The sequence below is a fragment of the Chryseobacterium sp. TQ-BC-N36 genome (genome assembly GCF_058382295.1).
Genome location: NZ_CM178175.1, coordinates 2,893,754 through 2,914,903, shown reverse-complemented (window position 1 = coordinate 2,914,903; position 21,150 = coordinate 2,893,754). Strand labels below are relative to the sequence as shown.

Genomic DNA, 21,150 nt, shown 5'->3' with positions numbered 1-21,150 from the left:
AAATAAAAAGCCGGAAACTTCCGGCTTATTCAAAATTGTTATCATGTGATTGAACTATGGACAATATTGTCCCGGTCCGATCCACAGGATGCATTGTCCTTTGTAGTTGTATTCACAGCAAACACGTCCTGCTGCTCCGCCATTGATTGATTTCTGAGCGTCTCTGCTTAATAATTTAGCATTTTTCATAGTTAGAATATTTTGATTTGTACATTCCTGAGCATTTAAAGTCAATCAGGATTTTGACATTTGGTGTAAAAGAAGTGAATCAAAGATACTGTTTTTCCTAATTATGTGATATATTTTAATTGAAATTTTTCCTAATAAAATTTTGATTATCAGCCTATAAATAAGATGTGTGGTAAAAAATAGATAAAGCCGGAAATTTCCGGCTTTATTCAAAATTGTTATCAGATCATCGGACTAAGGACAGTTTTGTCCCGGCCCGATCCATAAAGTACATTTTCCGTTGTCGTCGCGTTCACAGCATACAAGTCTTGCTGCAATTCCGCCATTGACAGTTTTTTGAGCATCTCTGCTTAATAATTTGGCATTTTTCATAAGTTAATATTTTGACGTGTACGTTCCTGAACATTTAAAGTCAATCAGGTTTTTGACATTTGGTGTTATGGTGATTCAAATATAAAAATTTTTAAGTCAGACTGTTATGTTTTATATCCGGAATACAGCCGTTTGTATTGGCCGTAATTTACTGAACCCTTTCCAGTGACATTTTTCTCCCTGCCATATCCATGTCCTGTCTGATGATCTGTCTTGTTGCAGCATCAATATAATAGGTAGTTGTCGTGGTTTGGCTACTGATGTCATCATTGGTTTTTACAACCCAAACCGGCTTCCCTTTATATTCTGCTTTTTGAGTATCCAGAATGTAGGCTTTCATTATTCCCTTTTTTTCAGATTTGGGATTGTAATCAAAAATAGAAATCTCAGCAGTATAGTTTTCCTTTAAAGCCAGGAAGCGTATCAGCATAGGATAGCTGCTGCTGTCAAAATAATTATTGGCAGGAATATCTATGATATCTTTTTTCTGGGACTTTTTATCAAGATAGTATCCGCTGACTTTATCTTTCCCGGATGTAAGTGCCATATCTCTCATCATATTGTAGGATGAATGATATACTGGGCTGAAATTCGAGATTTTGACAAGAGTAGAATCCGCCCATTTGGCATCCGGTACCTGCTTCAGCTTCACGGTTGTTCGGATAAGAAGATCGGTTTTGTTCAGTTTTTTGAGCTCTGTAACAATACTTCCGATTTCTGTTTTTGTACCGGCTGTTTCAGTATACCATACGGCTTCAGAAGTTTCATCTTTGATTAATTTTGAATCAATGTCTGCGTTTTTAGGAGTAAGCAGGGTTTGCGAAAAAAAACGAGCACTACTTAATAGCAAAAGGAAAAGAAATGTTCTCATGATCTTTTTACTAATAAGTAGTGCTGTATTGGTTAAAAGTTACAACCTTTTGATTTTTAGCTTTTTCCTGCTGCCTGCATCGGGTTGACTTTTCCTGTGGAACCTCCTCTCACCGGTCCGCCATCCTGCTTTTGTTTGAAGAGCTGGAATTTTGAAGTTTCAGTACCGGATCCTGTACTGCTCCAGAAATTATTGGTTGTATCAATATCAGCAGTTTCTCTCATAGGGTCAAGCTGGATTGATTTAAGTTTTTTATCAAAGTAGTAGGTTTTGGAAACTTTTTGTTCATTCAGTCTCCAGATCTGCGCTGCAGATTTATCATATAATTTAGTGCCATCTTCAAAAGTGAATTCAAGAATGATAGGCATTACCAGTCCGCCTTTGTTTACAAAATCAATCTGATACGCGGTAATATTTTTGAATTTCTCTTTGTCCTTAGCATCTAAAGGAAGGCCGGCTTCTGTTTTAATAGTGTATTCCTTGTTGTTATCTACCTTTTCCTGGCCTCTGTCATATCTGTAGTAAAAATCCTGAGCGTCTTTATCTCCGTCTACATAGAATTTGATATTCTTGTCTTCTCTGTTTCTGATTTTTGAAAGATCTTCAAAACTGTTGACCAATGGTTTGTCAACCTGATATTTTACTTCAGCAGCAGCTTTTGGATTGGTTTCAAGATCAGGAACAGCTACTGTTACTTTATCAATAGCAATATCTACAGGATCTGTACCATAGAACCAGCCTCTCCAGAACCAGTCAAGATCTTCGCCACTGGCATCTTCCATTGTGCGGAATAAATCTGCAGGTTCAGGATGTTTGAATGCCCATCTTTTGGCATAGGTTTTAAATGCTTTGTCGAAAAGTTCTCTTCCCATGATTGTTTCACGAAGGATATTCAATCCGGTTGCAGGCTTGGAATATGCGTTTGGCCCATACTGAACAATGTTTTCAGAGTTGCTCATGATAGGTTCCAGCTGGTCTTTCGGTAGTTTCATATAATCTACGATGGTCCATGCCGGGCCTCTTTTGGATGGGAATTTATTATCCCATTTTTCTTCTGTTAGATATTCTGTAAAGGTATTCAGACCTTCATCCATCCATGCCCATTGTCTTTCGTCAGAATTGATGATCATTGGGAAGAAGTTGTGACCCACTTCGTGGATGATTACCCCGATCATTCCGTTTTTGGTTCCTTCCGAATAAGTTCCGTCTTTTTCAGTTCTTCCGAAATTGAAGCATATCATCGGATATTCCATTCCGTTGGCAGCCTCCACAGATTGTGCTACCGGATATGGATAAGGGATGGTAAATTCTGAATACGTCTTGATTGTATGGGCAACCGCTTTTGTGGAAAACTTTCTGTAAAGACCGTAAGATTCTTTTGGATAGAAACTCATGGCCATCACCTTATTATTGTTTTCAGGAATTGTGACACGCATTCCGTCCCATACAAATTTTCTGGAAGATGTCCACGCAAAATCACGAACATCTTTTGCTTCAAAAACCCATGTTTTTCTCTGTTTTGAATGATTTTTTTCTGCTTTTTTAGCTTCATCCAATGTTACGATTTCAATAGGCTCAGAGGCATTTTCAGCTTTTCTGTATCTTGAGAGCTGATCAGATGTCAATACCTGATCATAATTTTTACATTCTCCTGTTCCCCCTACAATATGATCAGCAGGGACATTCATTGAAACTTTAAAATCTCCGAAAACAAGGGCAAATTCTCCTCTTCCGGTAAACTGATGATTCTGCCAGCCCTGGAAGTCACTGTATACACACATTCTTGGGTACCATTGCGTCATCGTATACAGGTCGTTGCCGTCTTCAGGGAAATTTTCATAACCACCACGGCCCCCCATTTTCATTCTGTTGGAAATATTATAGTTCCAGTCTACTTTGAAGACGAATTTTTCCCCTTTTTTCAAAACTTTAGGAAGATCAATACGCATCATGGTTTTATTGACGGTATATTTTAGCGGAGTGCCCGAAGCATCCGTTACTTTTTCAAGAATGACTCCGTAGCCATTATCCTTTACAGGAAGTTCTGTGGCTTTAAGTTGTTGGTCAGTTGTTGAAGGGCGAAGAACAGATGATGTATCATATCCTGCATTTCTGATGCTTGAGTGTTCGTTTTCATCAAGCTGCAGCCAGATATAATCGAGGTCATCCGGCGAATTGTTATAATAAGTTACTGTTTCTGAACCTTTCAGATTCCTTTTATCCTCATCCAGATAAGCAGTGATGTTGTAGTCAGCTCTGTTCTGCCAGTATCCATGACCGGGAGCTCCTGAAGCTGTTCTGTAAATGTTGGGTGTTGGCAGGATAGTTCCCAGCTGCTCAAACTTGTTACCGTGATTGCTGCCCGGATTATTCTGAATATTTTGTGCGGTGAAACCTGTATATGCAAATACAGAAAGTGAAAGTATGGCAACTTTTAGTTTCATAACCGAAAATGATTTATTAATGATCAAAGATAATAATAAGCTGTTTAAATATTGAAAATATTTAACTTTTAAAACGGAATTCTTTCCAAAGTCATTTTTAAGGATAAAGCGAATACTCCGGAAGATACAAACAGGATCCAGTCTTTCTTATTTACCTTAAAAAGATTAAGCAGAATAAAAAGAGTGACTAAAATTGCAAAAACAATTACAATTTGTCCGAGTTCCAGACCAATATTGAATCCAAGCAATGGCAGGGCAATGCTCTGGCTTTTTGAGATCATTACTCTTGCTGTATTGGCAAATCCCATTCCGTGAACCAGGCCGAAGATGAGTGCAAGATAATAATTGGCCCGCATCAATGTCTGCTTCTTGTTTTTCATGATAATATTATCCAGAGAAGTCAGAACAATGGTCAGTGGAATTAAGAATTCAACCCAGTCAGAAGGAACCCTGAAAACATCAAGAATACTTAAAGCTAATGTAATAGAATGTCCTATTGTAAATGCGGTGACAAGAATCAGGATTTTTTTCCAGTCACTGTACGAATAAACAGCGATGAGTGCCAGAACAAACAGTTGATGATCAAGAGCGTCCAGAGAGATAATATGTTCCCATCCAAGGTTTAAATAAAAAAGAAAATCCTGCATTTTGATTAAAATATTTTATATTTTGAATATTTTGTTAAAATATTATATTATTTATGTTGATTTGGTTTTTTAGGTGTGTTTTTTATTGATACTACACTTTGTTTCTGTTCTAAATAAAAATTGTATAATTGTATTGTAAAAAATGTAATATGGATATTAAAAAATTATTTTCTACAAAAGTAAACATTTCGCCTGGAGGAACGAAGCTTCTGAGAAATGCCGCTGCCGCCTTTTTGGGGTTATATTCTTATGCTTTTAATGCACAGGTTCAGAAACTGGATTCCCGGTTTGAGCTTTTATTAAAAAATAAAGAGAATATAGCTAACGGAATAACTGTCAGGGAATTGGAACGTCCTGATATGAAACTTGACCGGCATTTAGTGGTGACATCAAAGGGAGCCCAGACCATGTATTCATGTATAATTTATACGAAAGAGCCGAAAAAGCTTAAAGCTGACGGTTTACTTGTTCAAAGCAGTTTGCCGGATTTTTCCACAGCTCTGGTCACAATTGAGGATATTGAAAGATTAATGAAACTGCCATATGTTACCTCTGTTATGGGACCCGCATTTGATGAGCTGCATAATGATGTAAGCAGAGCTCAGTCCGGAGCAAGTCTGTTGCAGGATGGAACCTTTAATAATACCGCTTATAATGGTACCGGTGTTTTGATAGGAATTTATGACAGCGGAATAGACTGGAAGCATCCTGATTTCAGAAAAGCTGATGATCAGACAAAAAGCAGAATTGTTTCGATCTGGGATCAGACCTTAACGGCACAGGGAGGGGAGACGTCGCCTGCCGGATTTTCAACAGGTGTAGAGTATACCAGAGCACAGATTGAAGATGAACTGGATGGAACACCAACAGGATTTGTACGTGAAAATGATATCAACGGACACGGAACCCATGTTTCCGGTACTGCTGCAGGAAATGGGTCTGCTTATACAGATAAAAGACATAAAGGATTTTCATCTGATGCAGATATTGTCTTTGTAAAAGGAGGTAACGGATCTTTTCCCACAACAAATACGATCAATGCTTTAACTTATTTTAAAAATGTAGCTACGGCACTTAATAAGCCTATTGTCGTTAATATGAGTATTGGCGGACAGGCAAGTGCACATGACGGAACTTCTTCACACGAAGTGGCTGTTAATAATTTTACCACTTCAGGGCCGGGAAGAGTAGTGGTTATTTCTGCAGGAAATGACTATGGAGCTAATCTGCACAGAAAAGTTGATATAGCAGCCGGAGCTTCACAGACCTATGCTTTTACTGTTGCCAGCAATACTTCTGCAGCAACCGTATTTTCGTTTATTATGTATGCCAATGATAATACGCCTGTCACTGCAAAGCTGACAACTCCTGACGGGCAGCAGTATACCCAGAATATAAGTACGACTACACCTCACAGCATTTTGGGAGGAGGCATTACCGCAACAATGTATAACTATTGGGGGAATGATAACAACAAAAGATATGTTCAGCTGGTTATCACCAGAACTTCCGGATCAGCCAATGTTCAGGGAAACTATACGCTGGAAATTACAAACAACGGAGCGCAGCAGATCACTACTCATGGCTGGCTGTACAGCCAGGGAGTCGCTACAACTTTACAAAATGGCGATAATGAATATATTGTAGGATCTCCGGGGAACGCTTCCAATGCCATTACAGTTGCGTCATATATGGGAAGAGCAAGCTGGTATAGTGGAGCAAGTGGCTATTATACCCTCACTCCACAGGAATCTATATCGTCATTCAGTGCACAGGGGCCCAGGGTAGATGGTTTTCAAAAGCCGGATATCGCAGGTTCCGGTCAGAATGTGATTTCATCGCGATCAGGTGATTCTTCTCCCGGAACTACGGATATTATTGCAGGTACCAGCTATTATGTAAAAAACCAGGGTACGAGTATGTCTTCACCGGGCGTTGCTGGTGCTGTAGGGTTGTTGCTTCAGGCCAATCCGGCGTTGACGGCGGCACAGGTGAAAGCACGTCTTACGGCTAACGCAAGAATGGATGGAGCTACAGGAACTGTTCCAAATTTGAGATGGGGATATGGTAAATTAGATATTTATAAAGCCGTTACCGATGAGTTAGGGTGTGTGAAATCCAATTTCGAAACGGTGGGATATGATGAACCTTATATCATAGCGAATACGGAAGCCAATTATTATTTTGATAATATAGCTCTTGCTGTAAGATATACCCCAACTCTGACAGGGAAACTGGGAGGGTTTTCATTCTTAACAGGAACTTCACTCCCTTCTGATATTCCGGTAGATATTCAGATCAGGAAAGTGGATGCCAATGGGAATCCGGGAGATATTATAGCCACTAAAACAATTACTTCATGGCTTAACAGTACGCAGAGGTTTACCTGGAACTACGTGAGTCTTTCTGATTTAAACGTACAAACGGTGACAGGAAAAGATTTTTATATTGTTGTCAATGGCCTGGGAGGAAGAATTGCAATGAAAGCTGAAAATGCAGTGGTAAATAACAGATCCAAAACGTCTACAGATGGCAGCACATGGACTCCCAGAACATTTGACCTTAAAATGAGAGCTGTAGTATATGAAAATGTGGCTGAAGTAAAGAACCTGGCAACTTCCAACCAAACTAAGACCAGTGCAGCAGTTAATGGCTATAACTATTTTACCAGCAGCTGCCAGCTGATCTCAAGGGTTGAAAAACAAACCGGCAGTACGGTGACAGGAAATGTGACCTCAAAAGTATGGGTAGATAACGCGCAGCCTAATTATGTGTCAAGAAGATATGAAATAAATCCTGAAACAAACGCCGCCACCGCTACCGGAAAAGTGACTTTATACTTTAAGCAGAGCGATTTTGATGCCTATAATCTGACCAATGGAGTGAAGCTTCCTACTTCACCTAACGATGTTGCGAACAAAGCAAATCTGATTATTGAAAAATATACAGGAACAAGTACTACAGGTACCGTAGCTTCTTTTGGTGAGCCTGCTTCAAGTATTACTCCTGATATTGCAGATATTATCTGGAATGACACCTATCAGTATTGGGAAGTATCATTCCAGACGACAGGTTTTGGTGGATATTTTGTTAAAACAGGAACCACATTGGGAACTGCAGATGTTAAGGTGAACTCAGAAGTAAATATTACTCCGAACCCTGCGAAGGATTTTGTGAATGTAATGCTGGGCAGACATTCCAAAGGATCAGTAACCATTTATGATGCTTCAGGAAAGCTGATTAAGACGGTACAGATTACTGCCAATTCAGGCAAAATTGATGTTTCAGAATTGGTAAGGGGAATCTATCTGTTTACCGTTACGCTGGATGATAACACAAAAATTACGAAAAAAGTAATTAAAGAATAATTCTTTATCAATCAAATCCGATAAAAAGCAGCAGTTTCTATAACTGTTGCTTTTTTTATATTTGCTGTAAAATAAAATAATTCATGCCAGGTAAGTTTTTTTGGAGTTTTCTTTTATTCACAACAGTCGTTTTTCAGAGCTTTTCGGTTGGTAAAGCTTTTCACCCATATCATGTAGGATCTGTCGAAATTAATTATAACTCAAAGTCCAGAACATTTGAAGTGACTGGAAGATTCTTTTTGGACGACATGGAGAATGGTCTTGGGAAAAAATATGGCGGAGCTTTTCATTTCAATGATGTGAAATATAAGGCAAGATTAAATGAAGCTCTGCAAAAGTACTGTTCAGAATATTTCAAATTAAAAGCTGACAATAAATTTTTAAAGGTCAATTATATCGGGTATGAAGAAGACCAGGAATCTGTAAATATTTTTATGGAATCTGAACCGGTGGCCACTCCTAAAAAAGTGGAGACAGCAGTAAGTTTTCTGTATAACCTTTTTGATGACCAGATCAATATAGTCCATATTATTGTCAGTGGAGAAAGAAAAAGTGAAAAACTATCATATCCCAACCGTTATCTCTATAAACAGTTTTAATTTTCCAGCTGAAGCATTGCGTTGATTCCTTTTGTATGGGCAAGCAGATCAGGAAAAAAATCATGATAACACTCTTGAAGAAAATCTTTGTTTTTTAAAAAAGCTTCAAAGACAGGGATGTCCTTATCCAGATATTTAGCTTTATTCAGTACATTCTGAATGCTGAATTTGATGCCCCAGTCTTCGCGGTAGTTGTAGAGCCAGTCGTCCTGTTCCATTTTGACCAGCATCCTTTTAAAGTTTTCAGGAAGCCATTGCTGATGGGCATTCAAAACACTGTAAACATAAAGGGAATGGGTTTTCCATTCAGCCAGAGAATTCAGGGAGAGGTCTCTGGCTACAAAATGATCCATAGAAACATCTACGAATGCACCTGCATACAGTCTTACCAAAGGAGCAAAAACTTTTTTGGCTTCATGGATTGCCGGGTGGGAATCGGTAAATGTATCAATCGCCCTGTGAAGGGTAATTCCGTCCTGTATATCTTTCGGAAAAGAAAAACGATCTCTGTTTCTGATGAAGTCTTCCAGAAACTGACCAACAATTTGACCATCAGTGAAAGAGAGAAAGGAATGAGCCAGATAATTCATAACTTAAAGGTATGAATTAAATGTGAATGTCTGATACTGGAGAATAGTGAATCCGCTTAGCTTGTGAATTTTTTTATTCTCATTCAGATGGACTATTGACCTGCGAAGCAAAATTGACCATTCACCTTAGAAAAGCCTCTCGTGAAAATCTTCAATCTTACTCACTTCTTCAATCTTAATTCCAAATTTTCTTTTTGGAATTTTATTGAGATTGGAAACAAATATCTTTTCATAGCCTAGCTTTTCAGCCTCAGTAATTCTCTGTTCAATCTGTGCTACAGGACGTATTTCACCACTTAACCCGATTTCTCCGGCAAAGCAGTAATGTTCAGAAATGGCAATGTCTTCGTTAGAGGAAAGAACAGAAGCAATGACTGCCAGATCCAGTGCAGGATCATCTGTCTTTATTCCCCCGGTAATATTCAGGAAAACGTCTTTTGCTCCCAATTGGAACCCGGCTCTTTTTTCAAGTACGGCCAAAAGCATATTCAGCCTTTTGGAGTCAAAGCCTGTGGAACTTCTCTGAGGAGTTCCGTAAACGGCTGTACTTACCAGGGCCTGGATTTCAAGGAGCATCGGCCTGTTTCCTTCGAGAGTTACAGCAACAGAATTTCCTGAAAGTTCCTCAAACTTTTTGGTGATCAGAATTTCGGAAGGATTCTTAATCTCTTTTAATCCCTGCGAAATCATTTCATAAATTCCAATTTCGGAAGTGGAGCCGAAACGGTTTTTATTAGCTCTCAGCAACCTGAAAAGGTGATTCCGGTCTCCGTCAAAATTCAGAACCACATCCACCATATGTTCCAGAACCTTTGGTCCTGCAATTTGTCCGTCTTTGGTGATGTGACCTACAAGGAAAACCGGAGTATTGTTTTCTTTGGCATATTTGATAATCTCATTGGAACATTCCCGGATTTGGGATACGGTTCCCGGAGAACTTTCTATCAGTTGAGACTGCAGTGTCTGAATGGAATCGATGATCATAAAGTCTGGTTCCAGTTTTTTGGCTTCATGAAGAATTTTCTCCAGTGAAGTTTCAGTGAAAAGGAAACAGTTCGGATTTTGGATATCCGTAAGCCTGTCCGCTCTCATTTTAATCTGAGAAGCACTTTCTTCCCCGGAAACATAGAAAATCTTTTTCTTCATCTTCAAAGCGAGTTGCAGCAATAGGGTAGACTTTCCGATTCCCGGTTCACCACCTATCAAAGTCACGGAGCCTAAAACGATTCCACCTCCCAGCACACGGTTCAGCTCTTCAGAAGGTGTTTTTATTCTTGGTTCCTCACTTGTTTCCACTTCAACAATATTAATCACATGCTGTTTGGATTTTGAGAAAGGAGGGGTTTTATGAGAAGTCTTTTCCACCACTTCTTCCACTAAGGTATTCCATTGCCCGCAGTTTTTACACTGTCCCATCCATTGGGAGTATTGCGTTCCGCAGTTTTGACAGAAATATGCTGTTTTCAGTTTTGCCATACCGCGAAGTTATAAAAAAAGCCTTTTTCTTACAGAATCTGATTGGATTTTAATATTAAAAACTAATGCATCCACCATAGAAATAACTTTCATATCTTCGTTTTATTCAATTAAAATATTAATGTAAAATATCATTACAATGAAAAAAGTATTTTTATCTTTCGTATTTACGTTTTTAAGTATTGTTGCATTTGCCCAGGGTACGTGGGATGTTGACCCGATGCATTCTTCCGTTAATTTTAATATTAAACATATGGGAATTAGCTTTGTACAGGGAAGGTTTGATAAATTTGAAGGGAAAATAGCCAGCAGTGGAGCTAATCTGGATAATGCCGATTTAAGTTTTGCCATAAGTGTTTCTACCATTAATACAGGGGTGAACATGAGAGACAGACACCTTATCAGTGAAGATTTCTTTGATGTGGCTAAATATCCTGTTATTGAGTTTAAAAGCTCTTCCGTGACTAAAGATAAAAATAACAATTATATCGTCAAAGGAAAGCTTACAATGAAAGGGGTAGAGAAAGAGATCAGTGCTCCGGTTACATTCGGCGGTATTACAAAGAATAAAGACGGAAAAGAAGTAATGGGAATTCAGACCAAGTTTACAGTGAACCGTTTGGATTATGGAATTAAATATGATCCTTCAGGAGCTGGTATTGCGAAGGATGTTGAAGTAATGGCTTACTTTGAACTGGTAAAACAATAATATTTCCAGTGATAAAAATTAATCGGGTTTTCCATTCTGATGGGAAACCTTTTTTATTACAAAAGCTAAATTTTAATCAGATTTTATAATTGTTTGAACGGTATTTTCGTATTTTAAAAACTTAAATAATTGCTTTGTATTTCTTTTTCCCCTAACTTTGCACAAACCTAATCTAATGAGTAAAAAGAATACAAAGTACATCTTTGTGACAGGAGGTGTAACTTCATCTTTGGGAAAGGGAATCGTTTCTGCTTCTCTGGGACTTCTACTAAAATCACGCGGCTTTAATGTAACGATCCAAAAATTAGATCCTTATATCAATATCGACCCGGGAACTTTGAATCCTTATGAGCACGGAGAGTGTTATGTAACTGAAGATGGTGCGGAGACAGATCTGGATTTAGGCCACTATGAGCGTTACCTTGATGCTCCTACATCCCAAAACAACAACGTTACTACAGGAAAAATTTACCAGACTGTAATTGAAAAAGAAAGAAAAGGAGATTTTCTTGGAAAAACAGTTCAGGTAATTCCTCATATTACTAACGAAATCAAACGTAGAATTAAAATTCTTTCAAAACAGAACTACGATATCATTATTACTGAGATCGGGGGAACTGTAGGAGATATTGAATCTTTACCCTACATTGAAACTGTACGTCAGCTGAAATGGGAATTGGGAGAGCGCAATTCTATGGTGATTCACCTGACTTTACTGCCTTATCTGGCTTCAAGTGGAGAATTGAAAACAAAACCATCGCAGCATTCCGTTCGTCAATTGATGGAAAGCGGAATTATGGCAGATGTTTTAGTGTGCAGAACAGAACATAAGATTCCTAAAGATCAGAGAGCAAAACTGGCTCAGTTCTGTAATGTTCCTTTAGATAATGTTATCGAATGCAAAGACCTTGAAACGATCTATGAAGTTCCAATGTATCTTCAGAAACAGAATTTCGATGATGTAGTATTGAAAGAACTGGATCTGAAAAGTGATAAAGATGCTGATCTTAAAGACTGGAAAAGTTTCCTTAAAAAATTCCAAAACCCTAAGAAAACTGTTGAGATTGCCTTGGTTGGAAAATATATTTCCCTTCAGGATTCATATATTTCAATTGCTGAAGCGTTCAAACATGCAGGAGCTGACCTTGAAACGGAAGTTAAGGTAAGATGGGTATACAGTGGAGACATTACTGAAGAGAATATCAAAGATACTCTGAAAGGAGTGAATGGTATCCTTGTCGCTCCAGGTTTCGGAGACAGAGGAATTGAAGGAAAAGTGCTTACGGCAAGATATGCAAGAGAAAACAAAATTCCAATGCTGGGAATCTGTTTAGGAATGCAGATCATGACGATTGAATTTGCAAGAAATGTTTTAGGACATACAAAAGCCAATTCTATGGAGTTTGATACAGCAACTCCGGATCCTGTAATTTCTTTGATGGAAGAACAGAAAAATGTAGTTGATAAAGGTGGAACAATGCGTCTTGGAGCATGGAAATGTGCTTTGAAAAACGGTTCCAAATTATATGATATTTACGGAAGCAAGAATATTTCTGAAAGACACCGTCACCGCTATGAATTCAACAGTGATTATCTTCAGGAGTTTGAAAAAAATGGTTTCCTTGCTACAGGGACCAATCCTGAAACAGGTTTGGTAGAAGCCCTTGAACTTCCTGATCATCCTTTCTATGTGGGAGTTCAGTATCACCCGGAATATAAGAGTACGGTAGCGACGCCGCATCCTTTGTTCAGAGCTTTCATCAAGGCTTGCGAAAAAAAATAAGGTAAAAATTTTATCATCAACGTCTATACATAAACTCAGGCTGATTATTCTCAGCTTGAGTTTATTATATAGTAACAACGTAAAGCATAGAGTTTTGATAAAAAAACAGTATTTTTGTCAGCTCAAATTACGTATACCAGTACGTATATTTTAAATGTAAAATTTTAATATAAAATAAAATGCAACAAAACAACGGAATCGATAAGAAGCAGATGATTAGTTTCGCGGTTTTATGCCTTGTTCTCTTCGGTTTTATGTTCTACTTCCAGAACAAACAGACAAAAGAAGCCGAGCTGAAAGCTCAGGAGCAGAAAACGGAACAGGCAAAAAATGCCGTAAAACAAACTCAGGCCACCAATATCAATCCAAATGTAACTCCTGGCGCAATTCAGACGGCAAGCCTTGGAAATAACGAATTGAAACTTGAATTTTCAAGCTTAGGAGGACAGGTTTCTAAAGTAGAGCTTTTAAAATATAAAGCTTATAATCACAAAACAGACAAAGCAGATCAGCCACTTTATCTGATCACTAAAAATAATTCAAACTACGGTTTTCAGTTTAAAGATAAAACAGGGAAGGTTGTTAATACTAAAGACTTAGTTTTCTCCCCTGCTGTTAACGGGAATGCTGTAACTCTAACTGCAGATTATAATGGTGCTGTTATTCAGTTTATTTATACCCTGCTTCCTAAATATACTCTTGACTTCAAAGTAAGAACTCAGGGGCTTTCTAAAATTACTTCGGATAATAAGGCAGATTTTATCTGGGATTATAATGTGAGAAACTTAGAAAAAGGTAGAGCCCAGGAGCAGTCTCATTCAGAATTTTCTTATGCTTTCAACAATTATAAAGACTATGATTATGATGGAAGAACTACAATGGAGGAGGAAAAAGAAACCCTTAACTGGCTTGGTGTAAAGCAGCAGTTCTTCTCTTCGGTAATCGAAGCTAGAAACGGATTCACTCAGAGTAAAGGAAACCAGGAAAATGTTGAAGAAGGAGAATATCTGAAGAAATTCAACTATGAAGGTTTTGTTCAGATGACCGGAAGTGAACTGAATCAGGATTTCACTTGGTATTTTATGCCACTGGATTTGCCATTGCTTAAATCTTATGATAAGAACTTTGATGAGATTCTTCCATTAGGCTGGTCATTCATTGGAGCTATGAACCGTTATTTCTTCATGTGGCTGTACAGTATTATTGCTGCCTGGGGATTATCAGCCGGTTGGGTAATTTTTGTAATGACCATCATTGTAAAACTGATTCTTTCGCCAATTATGTACAAGCAGCATAAACTGAGTGCGATGATGAAAGTGATCCGTCCTGAAATTGATGAGGTAAATGCTAAGTTCAAGGATGCGGATCCGATGAAGAAGCAGCAGGCTACAATGGAAGTGTACAGAAAGGCCGGAGTGAATCAGATGGCGGGATGTTTACCTGCGTTGGTTCAGATTCCGATCTTCTATGCATTATTCCGTTTCTTCCCGAACTTTATTGACCTTAGAGGCCAGGGATTCTGGTTTGCCAAGGATTTAACGGCTTATGATGACTTGATCAAGCTTCCGTTTAAAGTTCCTTTCCTTGGAGATCACCTGAGTATTTTTGCATTGGCTTGTACAGTCGTTATTTTGATCTATACCGTAATGACTTCAGGAAACATGCAGCAGCCTCAGCAGGAAGGAATGCCAAATATGAAGGTGTTAATGTATATCTTCCCGATTACATTCCTGTTCTTCCTTAACACATCGGCTTCAGGTCTTTCATGGTATTATTTTGTATCGAATGCGATCAATATCCTGATCATTCTTGTTATTAAATACTGGATTCTTGATGAAAAGAAAATTCATGCTCAGATTCAGTCGAACAAGGAAAAGCCTAAAGCAGAAGGTAAATTTCAGAAGAGAATGAGAGAAATGATGGAGAAGGCTCAGGAGCAGCAGAAAGCTCAGGAACAACAGAGAAGTAAGAAAAAATAACTTCCGGTTATATGATAAAAGAGCAGCAATTATTCAATTGCTGCTCTTTTTTTTACCTGTAATCTGTATAAATTTTTTCAGGATGGGTTGTTTTATTTAGAAAGGTTTTAAATTTCCTGTAGAATTGTATGAATTTAATAATTGAAAAAATAATTATTTTCAGTCATATTTCAGTCTGAAAGATTGTCTGTGGTGTATTGTTGGGCCATGCTTTATAAGGGCCTCCTGGTGTTTTTTCGTAGCATAGCCAAAATTGGTGTCCCAGCCGTATTCAGGGTGCTCTTCATGAAGCTGGATCATGAGTGTATCTCTGTAATTTTTGGCAAGAATAGAGGCTGCCGCAATAGATAAAACTTTAGAATCTCCTTTAATAATACATTGATGGGGAATATAATTATAGGGGTGGAATTTGTTTCCATCTACCAGAATAAGCTCCGGAGTTATGGTCAGCCTATCCAAAGCACGATGCATCGCGTGAATGCTGGCATTAAGGATATTATGCTCATCAATAAAGGAGGGAGGAAGCTCTGCGATGGCGTAGTTTTTCACATTATCTTTGATGTAGCTATCCAGCTCCATGCGGGTTTTGAAGGTTAATTTTTTTGAATCGTTAACCAGGTTTTGCTGAAAATCATCGTCTAAAATTACCGCTGCAGCTACCACCGGACCACTTAAACATCCTCTTCCTACTTCATCACATCCGGCTTCGATGTAAAGGTTTGACCAGTTTTTTATTAGCTCCATGTTTGTTTAAATACTGATGACAAAATTAAACAAACAAAAATATTAATCCAATGTTTGTCCTGGTGATTTTATAAAGTGAAGTATTATTAAGATTGTTTTATGTTTGGTTTTGAATATTTTAGATTAGCAATTTCTGTTAAAAAGAAACTTTTTTTTGATAATATTGCTATTGAGTGAGATTGTTTATATTTTTCTTTTCTTTTTTTATGATTGAATAATGTAGTGCGGATTGATGATATGTTGGTGTTGTGTTGTTTTTTTTGAATTTATCTTATTCTTTTGTTGTTGATTGTGGTGTTTATGGTTGTATTGTTGTATGTTTAATGTGATAAATGTTAATTATTGATATTGTTATTGTTTTCTAAATAATGTAGTTTAAATATTTGTTAATATTTGTTAAATAAAGTGTTTTTAACAGATATTAATATTTCATCTGTTGTTTTTTTTAGTAATAATTGAAATTGTTATCTTTTTTAAGAAAAAATTTTGTGATTTTAAGAAAGTTTTACAAATTTGTAGCCTGTAAAAAATAATTGAATTCAATATGAAGAAATTAACTGCAAGTGTATTTGCGGTGGTGCTATCATCATCATTTGTGATGGTATCAGCTCAAAACACTAAAGATACTCTAAAGACCAAAAATATAGAGGAGATCGTTGTTACGGGTGCCTTAGGTATTAAGAAAAAAGCTGATGCTGTTACAAATGCACAGCAAATAGTAAATACCAAGGAACTTAATCAAGCTGCAGCTCCTGGTGCTGTTCAAGCATTAACAGGAAAAGTGTCCGGATTACAAATTACCAACACAAACAGTGCTGTAGATCCAAGTTTTAAAATCATTTTGAGAGGGTCAAAGTCTATTACCGGTAACAATCAGGCTTTAGTTGTTATTGATAATGTGATTTCAGACGCTACAGTTTTAAACTCATTACCTCCTGAAATTATTCAGAATGTAAACGTTATAAAAGGCCTGCAGGGAGCTGCTTTATATGGATCACAAGGGGTGAATGGAGCAATTATTGTTACAACTAAGAGAGGAACAAAATCTGAAAAAATTCAAGTTAATTTGACTTCTGCTGTTGAAGTGACTCAAGGGTTTAAGTATCCGCTTGTTCAAAAAAAATATGGAAAAGGGGTTCAGGATGACAGTTATAGTGATGTTGATTATGGAGGAACTAATTATGTGCCATGGGAAAACTCATCTTGGGGACCTGCATACGACTATCCGGGATTCGGAGGTACATTGGTTCCAAGTGGTTTGCCACAAGCTGACGGATCATTTATTTATGAAAGATTTTCTCCGGTAAAAGATCACTTCTCAAAATTCTTCACCAATGGTGTTAGTTTCCAGAATGGTGTAAGTGTGAATGCGGGTGGTTCTGATGGATATGCATTTATGTCAATCAACAGACTTGACAACACGTTTGTGGTTGATGGAGATAAGATGAGGCAAAATAACTTCTTATTTAAAGGAGGGAAAAAACTTGGAAAATTAAGAATAGATGGTCAGTTCAATTATATAGGAAGATTGGTTAATAAAACTGATTCTGATTTATATGATAATATTTTGCAAACACCTTCTAGTAATGATATCAGAAATTATAGAAATTCTGGAATAGGAGGATATCTTACAGCGTATGCTACCAATCCTTACTGGACTACACAACATGCAAGATATAATACTAACAGAGATTATTTGAATGGTATATTGTCATTACAATATGAGTTTAATAAGCATATTAATATTAGCTATACAGGAAACTTAAATCTTACAACAACTAAGCAGGATAACTGGAATGACGGATCTACTGGTATTATCCGCTATTCTAATACAGGAGTAGAATTCTTAGATACTCATACCTTAAATCAGTTTGGGTCACCGGATGTTTCAGCATACTATTTTAATAGAACCTATAACGATAGAAAGTATTATGGAGATTTAATGTTAAATTTTGATTATGATTTAACATCAGATTTAAATTTGAAATTCAATCTTGGAAATAATATCCAGGACAGTTATTCTACTGCTAGAACAGTTGGAGGTACTGGATTATACATCCCAGGATGGTATAATTACAATAACGTATCCAACCCCTCTCAATATGGGAATACTGATGCTCAGGCTGATGGTGGATATATGGATAATTATACTGTTAGAAACAGAGTGTTCGCAGGATTTGCAAATTTAGATTTAGCGTACAAAGATTATTTATTCCTAAACGGAACATTCAGATATGAAAAGAACTCTGTTTATACCGTAAATAGTAGAGATCCTCTTACAAATGATAGATTGACTGATAATAAGCCATATTCTTATTATTCAGTTGGGGTGTCCTTTATTCCTACTAAAGCTTTTAATTTTGGAGGAAATGTGTTGAACTATATGAAAATTGCTCCGAGTTTCACAAAAGTTGGAAACTCATCAGGGATTAACCCATATAACGTGAATGCTACAGGTAACATTCCTACAGGATATCCTTTTGGACCAATGCCTTCTTATATTATGTCAACTTCTATTACGAATCCTAACATAAGACCTGAGTTCGTAAATACTTTAGATTTAAATGTTGCTTTAGGATTCTTGAAAGATAGGATTACGTTAGAAGGGTCTGTTTATCAGTCAACTACGCAGGACTTAATAAGTAATATAACCCCTTCGAACTCTTCTGGTTTATCTTCTTACAGAGATAATATCGGTAAGTCTAGAATGAGGGGATTTGAGCTTGATTTAGGAATAACTCCGATTAAAACACAGGATATTACCTGGAATCTTCACGCAGGGTATGCAATGTCTAGAACAAAATTATTAGAATTGAATAGTGGAGCAGAAAGGGTTCCTATTTTAACTTACACAACTCCTTCAGTTGGTTTGGCAGCGGTAGTAGGAGAGAATTTCTATTCAATTGTTGGAACAACTTATCAAAGAGATCCAAATGGTAATATTATTGTAAATGCTAACGGAGTACCATTAGTAAATTCTGCAACAAAAGTATTGGGAAGTTTAAATCCTGATTATACAATGACATTTAATACTTCTTTCAGGTATAAGGCGTTTACATTATCTGCTGTAGCTGATTATCGTAAGGGAGGTAAGTTTGTGTCATTTTCAAAAAGATTGCTAGCATTTACAGGTGCACTTGAAGAAACAGCTAGCCAGGATAGAACGCAAGGATATATTGTTCCTGGTTCAGTACAGCTTGTTAATGGTTCATATGTCCCGAATTCAACGCCTGCTTACGGTGCTGATTATAGTGGGGCAACAACATATTGGTCAGGTTCAATTTACAGAAACGTTGGAGAGAATTTAGTAGTGGATGCAACTGCATTTAAAGTAAGAGAAATTGCAATATCTTATGACGTTCCAAAGTCTGTTTTAAATTCTACTTTTATCAACAGTCTTAGTTTGAGCTTGTATGCGAGAAATCCTATTATTATTTATTCTAAAGATAATAGAAATTTTGCAGATCCGGAAACGGCAAGCAGCAATGATAATGCTGCAGGGATTGCATTAACAACCCAGTATCCTACGACAAGAACTTTTGGTTTTAAAATTAACGCAACTTTTTAATTAAGAAAATGAAAAATAAATTATATATAATTGCATTGGCAGGTTTGTTACTTGGAACAACTTCATGTAATGATTACTTAGATGTCAATGAAAACCCAGATAAAATCTCTGTAAATGACCTGACTCCTAATTTTGTTTTTCCAGGAGCTGTCACTAACAGTTATTTTGTGCAGGCAAGAAGATTGAACCTTTTTTCAGGGGTGATGATGAACAGTATGGCAGGGAATTCTTATTCCTTCGGAACCCCTTTTGTAGATGAATACTCTCCAAACATAACAAGTGCTTTTTATGCTGACATTTGGGATCAGTTGTTCAGAAATGTTTCCAACTTCCAATTTGTTTTAGATTATAGTGATCCAACTGGTGAATATACTCAGTATAAAGCAATGTCTAAAATTATGAAGGCTTATTATGTTCAGATATTGACTGATTTATGGGGAGATATGCCATATTCTGAAGCTTTTAAAAGAGAATTGAATCTGACTCCTAAATATGATAAAGGAGAGGATATTTATAAAGCTTCTATTGCAGATATTGAAAGTGCAATCCAAATGATAGATTCAAATAAAGGAAGTAATCCAGGAACTGCAGATGTTGTTTTTAAAGGATCTATGAGTAGCTGGAAAGCATTTGCAAACACATTAAAGCTTAGGTATCTTATCAGAATGTCTAATGTTACAGGAGATTTAGCCACTTATAGAGATCAAAAGCTTGCTACTTTACAGGGAGCGACTTTTAATGCAGCTGATGTTACGGTTAATCCAGGATATTCTCCAAGTTCTGATAATCAACAGAATCCATGGATGAACTATTATGTTTATACCAGTGCAGGAGTCCAGCCTCAAAACTGGACTTTAGTGGTACCTTCAGAACATATTGCTATTGCTTTAAATGGTAATGCTGTTCACTTAGATGGGCAGGCTACAACTTCTGATTCTAGAAGTGTATATCAGAAGTTTAATGGGATTGTTGATGGAAGAAGAGGTAGAATCTTTACGTTGGTTACAACTAAAGATAATGCAGGAGTTTCTACAAGTAATGTTGAAGGAGTAAGGCAAGGGGCAACTCCTGGGCAGCCAGGTGCACCATCACTTAGATCTGTTTCAAGAGCAGGAGATGGGTTAATTGCAGGATCCCAGACAATTATTGCTATAGATGGTCCTGGAAGAAAAGCTGAATTAATTCAGAAGGGTTCTTCAAAGGCTGGTGTTCTAATGACGAAAGCCGAAACAGAATTCTTATTAGCTGAAGCGGCTTTGCGTTATCCTTCTCAATTTTCTGGAGCTCAATCTCACTTCCAGGCTGGTATTACCGCATCATATACTTATTTAGGTGCTTCTGGTGCAGCAGCTTATATTACAAGTGTAAATGCTGTACCTAAGTTAGGTTGGGCTGGAACTGATACTAATAAGCTTGAGGCAATTATGACACAAAAATGGATTGCTTTAACGGGAATCAACCCTGAACAATCTTATTTTGATTATACAAGAACATCTTATCCGGAAACTCCATTACCAACAATATCGCTTAAATCAGTGAAACCTAACAGGTTATTGTATCCAAACTCTGAATATCAATCTAACGCCAACAATGTTCCAAATATGGCAGCTGATGATGTTTTTGCTAAAAATAAATTTACCCCATTCTGGGCTAGAAATTAATTTTATAATTACAAATTTCAATATATTTTACCGCCTTCGGGCGGTTTTTTTATTTAAAAAGATTAAATATTTCTACAGTTATAGATATATGCTTAGCATAACACCTGTTCGGGGTTTTTCGAATTTTCATCCTTTTTGCTTTTAATTAAT

Annotated in this window: 15 protein-coding genes; 7 read left to right on the top strand and 8 right to left on the bottom strand. The window is 37.1% G+C overall.

What is annotated here, in order from left to right:
- Positions 1-54 precede the first annotated feature (54 nt).
- The 5 genes from AC3FI7_RS12935 to AC3FI7_RS12915 all read right to left on the bottom strand — a co-directional run bounded on the left by AC3FI7_RS12935 (position 55) and on the right by AC3FI7_RS12915 (position 4,523).
- Positions 55-189, bottom strand: coding sequence for a hypothetical protein (locus AC3FI7_RS12935; RefSeq protein WP_262497574.1), 135 nt, complete (start codon positions 187-189; stop codon positions 55-57).
- A 234-nt stretch (positions 190-423) separates the two neighbouring features.
- Positions 424-561 (bottom strand): hypothetical protein, encoded by a 138-nt coding sequence (locus AC3FI7_RS12930; protein WP_172617029.1) that lies wholly within the window; start codon positions 559-561, stop codon positions 424-426.
- A 148-nt stretch (positions 562-709) separates the two neighbouring features.
- A complete protein-coding gene (locus AC3FI7_RS12925; RefSeq protein ID WP_491460263.1) occupies positions 710-1,432 on the bottom strand; it encodes a DUF3108 domain-containing protein in 723 nt (240 codons plus the stop codon).
- 56 nt (positions 1,433-1,488) lie between these two features.
- Entirely contained in the window at positions 1,489-3,876 is a 2,388-nt protein-coding gene (locus AC3FI7_RS12920) for a M1 family metallopeptidase (RefSeq protein ID WP_142723814.1), read from the bottom strand.
- Positions 3,877-3,944: 68 nt separating this feature from the next.
- Complete coding sequence (locus AC3FI7_RS12915) at positions 3,945-4,523, bottom strand: HupE/UreJ family protein (RefSeq protein ID WP_142723815.1); 579 nt, start codon at positions 4,521-4,523, stop codon at positions 3,945-3,947.
- A 149-nt stretch (positions 4,524-4,672) separates the two neighbouring features.
- On the opposite strand from AC3FI7_RS12915, the gene AC3FI7_RS12910 reads away from it, so the two are divergent.
- Positions 4,673-7,891, top strand: coding sequence for a S8/S53 family peptidase (locus AC3FI7_RS12910; RefSeq protein ID WP_491460262.1), 3,219 nt, complete (start codon positions 4,673-4,675; stop codon positions 7,889-7,891).
- 83 nt (positions 7,892-7,974) lie between these two features.
- Positions 7,975-8,490: a DUF6702 family protein gene (locus AC3FI7_RS12905; protein WP_491460261.1), complete on the top strand. Its 516-nt coding sequence runs from the start codon at positions 7,975-7,977 to the stop codon at positions 8,488-8,490.
- On the opposite strand, the gene AC3FI7_RS12900 is transcribed toward AC3FI7_RS12905, so the two are convergent.
- Together AC3FI7_RS12900 and radA are read right to left on the bottom strand one after the other, a co-directional pair.
- Entirely contained in the window at positions 8,487-9,080 is a 594-nt protein-coding gene (locus AC3FI7_RS12900) for an acyl carrier protein phosphodiesterase (protein ID WP_142723818.1), read from the bottom strand. The two genes, AC3FI7_RS12905 and AC3FI7_RS12900, sit on opposite strands and share 4 nt — an antisense overlap.
- A gap of 126 nt (positions 9,081-9,206) precedes the next feature.
- Positions 9,207-10,556: a DNA repair protein RadA gene (gene radA / locus AC3FI7_RS12895; RefSeq protein WP_142723819.1), complete on the bottom strand. Its 1,350-nt coding sequence runs from the start codon at positions 10,554-10,556 to the stop codon at positions 9,207-9,209.
- Positions 10,557-10,695: 139 nt separating this feature from the next.
- Here radA and AC3FI7_RS12890 point away from each other — a divergent pair, with 139 nt between their 5' ends.
- The 3 genes from AC3FI7_RS12890 (at position 10,696) to yidC (ending at position 15,027) form a co-directional block, all read left to right on the top strand.
- Positions 10,696-11,265 carry a YceI family protein gene (locus AC3FI7_RS12890; RefSeq protein WP_491460260.1) on the top strand — a complete coding sequence of 190 codons (570 nt, stop codon included), beginning with the start codon at positions 10,696-10,698 and terminating at the stop codon, positions 11,263-11,265.
- A 175-nt stretch (positions 11,266-11,440) separates the two neighbouring features.
- Positions 11,441-13,048 (top strand): CTP synthase, encoded by a 1,608-nt coding sequence (gene pyrG, locus AC3FI7_RS12885; RefSeq protein WP_142723821.1) that lies wholly within the window; start codon positions 11,441-11,443, stop codon positions 13,046-13,048.
- A 179-nt stretch (positions 13,049-13,227) separates the two neighbouring features.
- Positions 13,228-15,027, top strand: a complete 1,800-nt coding sequence (gene yidC, locus AC3FI7_RS12880; RefSeq protein ID WP_142723822.1) for a membrane protein insertase YidC — start codon at positions 13,228-13,230, stop codon at positions 15,025-15,027.
- A gap of 159 nt (positions 15,028-15,186) precedes the next feature.
- Here the strand turns inward: yidC and rnhB are convergent, their stop codons facing one another.
- Positions 15,187-15,771 (bottom strand): ribonuclease HII, encoded by a 585-nt coding sequence (rnhB, locus tag AC3FI7_RS12875; protein ID WP_142723823.1) that lies wholly within the window; start codon positions 15,769-15,771, stop codon positions 15,187-15,189.
- A 544-nt stretch (positions 15,772-16,315) separates the two neighbouring features.
- Here rnhB and AC3FI7_RS12870 point away from each other — a divergent pair.
- Both AC3FI7_RS12870 and AC3FI7_RS12865 read left to right on the top strand, forming a co-directional pair.
- A complete protein-coding gene (locus AC3FI7_RS12870) occupies positions 16,316-19,339 on the top strand; it encodes a SusC/RagA family TonB-linked outer membrane protein (protein WP_491460259.1) in 3,024 nt (1,007 codons plus the stop codon).
- An 8-nt stretch (positions 19,340-19,347) separates the two neighbouring features.
- Positions 19,348-21,000: a SusD/RagB family nutrient-binding outer membrane lipoprotein gene (locus AC3FI7_RS12865; RefSeq protein WP_491460258.1), complete on the top strand. Its 1,653-nt coding sequence runs from the start codon at positions 19,348-19,350 to the stop codon at positions 20,998-21,000.
- Positions 21,001-21,150: the final 150 nt, after the last annotated feature.

Excerpts from the sequence above, each read along its gene's own strand:
- AC3FI7_RS12935 (WP_262497574.1), bottom strand. The coding sequence starts at position 189 with ATGAAAAATGCTAAATTATTAAGCAGAGACGCTCAGAAATCAATCAAT.
- AC3FI7_RS12930 (WP_172617029.1), bottom strand. The coding sequence starts at position 561 with ATGAAAAATGCCAAATTATTAAGCAGAGATGCTCAAAAAACTGTCAAT.
- AC3FI7_RS12925 (WP_491460263.1), bottom strand. The coding sequence starts at position 1,432 with ATGAGAACATTTCTTTTCCTTTTGCTATTAAGTAGTGCTCGTTTTTTT.
- AC3FI7_RS12920 (WP_142723814.1), bottom strand. The coding sequence starts at position 3,876 with ATGAAACTAAAAGTTGCCATACTTTCACTTTCTGTATTTGCATATACA.
- AC3FI7_RS12915 (WP_142723815.1), bottom strand. The coding sequence starts at position 4,523 with ATGCAGGATTTTCTTTTTTATTTAAACCTTGGATGGGAACATATTATC.
- AC3FI7_RS12910 (WP_491460262.1), top strand. The coding sequence starts at position 4,673 with ATGGATATTAAAAAATTATTTTCTACAAAAGTAAACATTTCGCCTGGA.
- AC3FI7_RS12905 (WP_491460261.1), top strand. The coding sequence starts at position 7,975 with ATGCCAGGTAAGTTTTTTTGGAGTTTTCTTTTATTCACAACAGTCGTT.
- AC3FI7_RS12900 (WP_142723818.1), bottom strand. The coding sequence starts at position 9,080 with ATGAATTATCTGGCTCATTCCTTTCTCTCTTTCACTGATGGTCAAATT.
- radA (WP_142723819.1), bottom strand. The coding sequence starts at position 10,556 with ATGGCAAAACTGAAAACAGCATATTTCTGTCAAAACTGCGGAACGCAA.
- AC3FI7_RS12890 (WP_491460260.1), top strand. The coding sequence starts at position 10,696 with ATGAAAAAAGTATTTTTATCTTTCGTATTTACGTTTTTAAGTATTGTT.
- pyrG (WP_142723821.1), top strand. The coding sequence starts at position 11,441 with ATGAGTAAAAAGAATACAAAGTACATCTTTGTGACAGGAGGTGTAACT.
- yidC (WP_142723822.1), top strand. The coding sequence starts at position 13,228 with ATGCAACAAAACAACGGAATCGATAAGAAGCAGATGATTAGTTTCGCG.
- rnhB (WP_142723823.1), bottom strand. The coding sequence starts at position 15,771 with ATGGAGCTAATAAAAAACTGGTCAAACCTTTACATCGAAGCCGGATGT.
- AC3FI7_RS12870 (WP_491460259.1), top strand. The coding sequence starts at position 16,316 with ATGAAGAAATTAACTGCAAGTGTATTTGCGGTGGTGCTATCATCATCA.
- AC3FI7_RS12865 (WP_491460258.1), top strand. The coding sequence starts at position 19,348 with ATGAAAAATAAATTATATATAATTGCATTGGCAGGTTTGTTACTTGGA.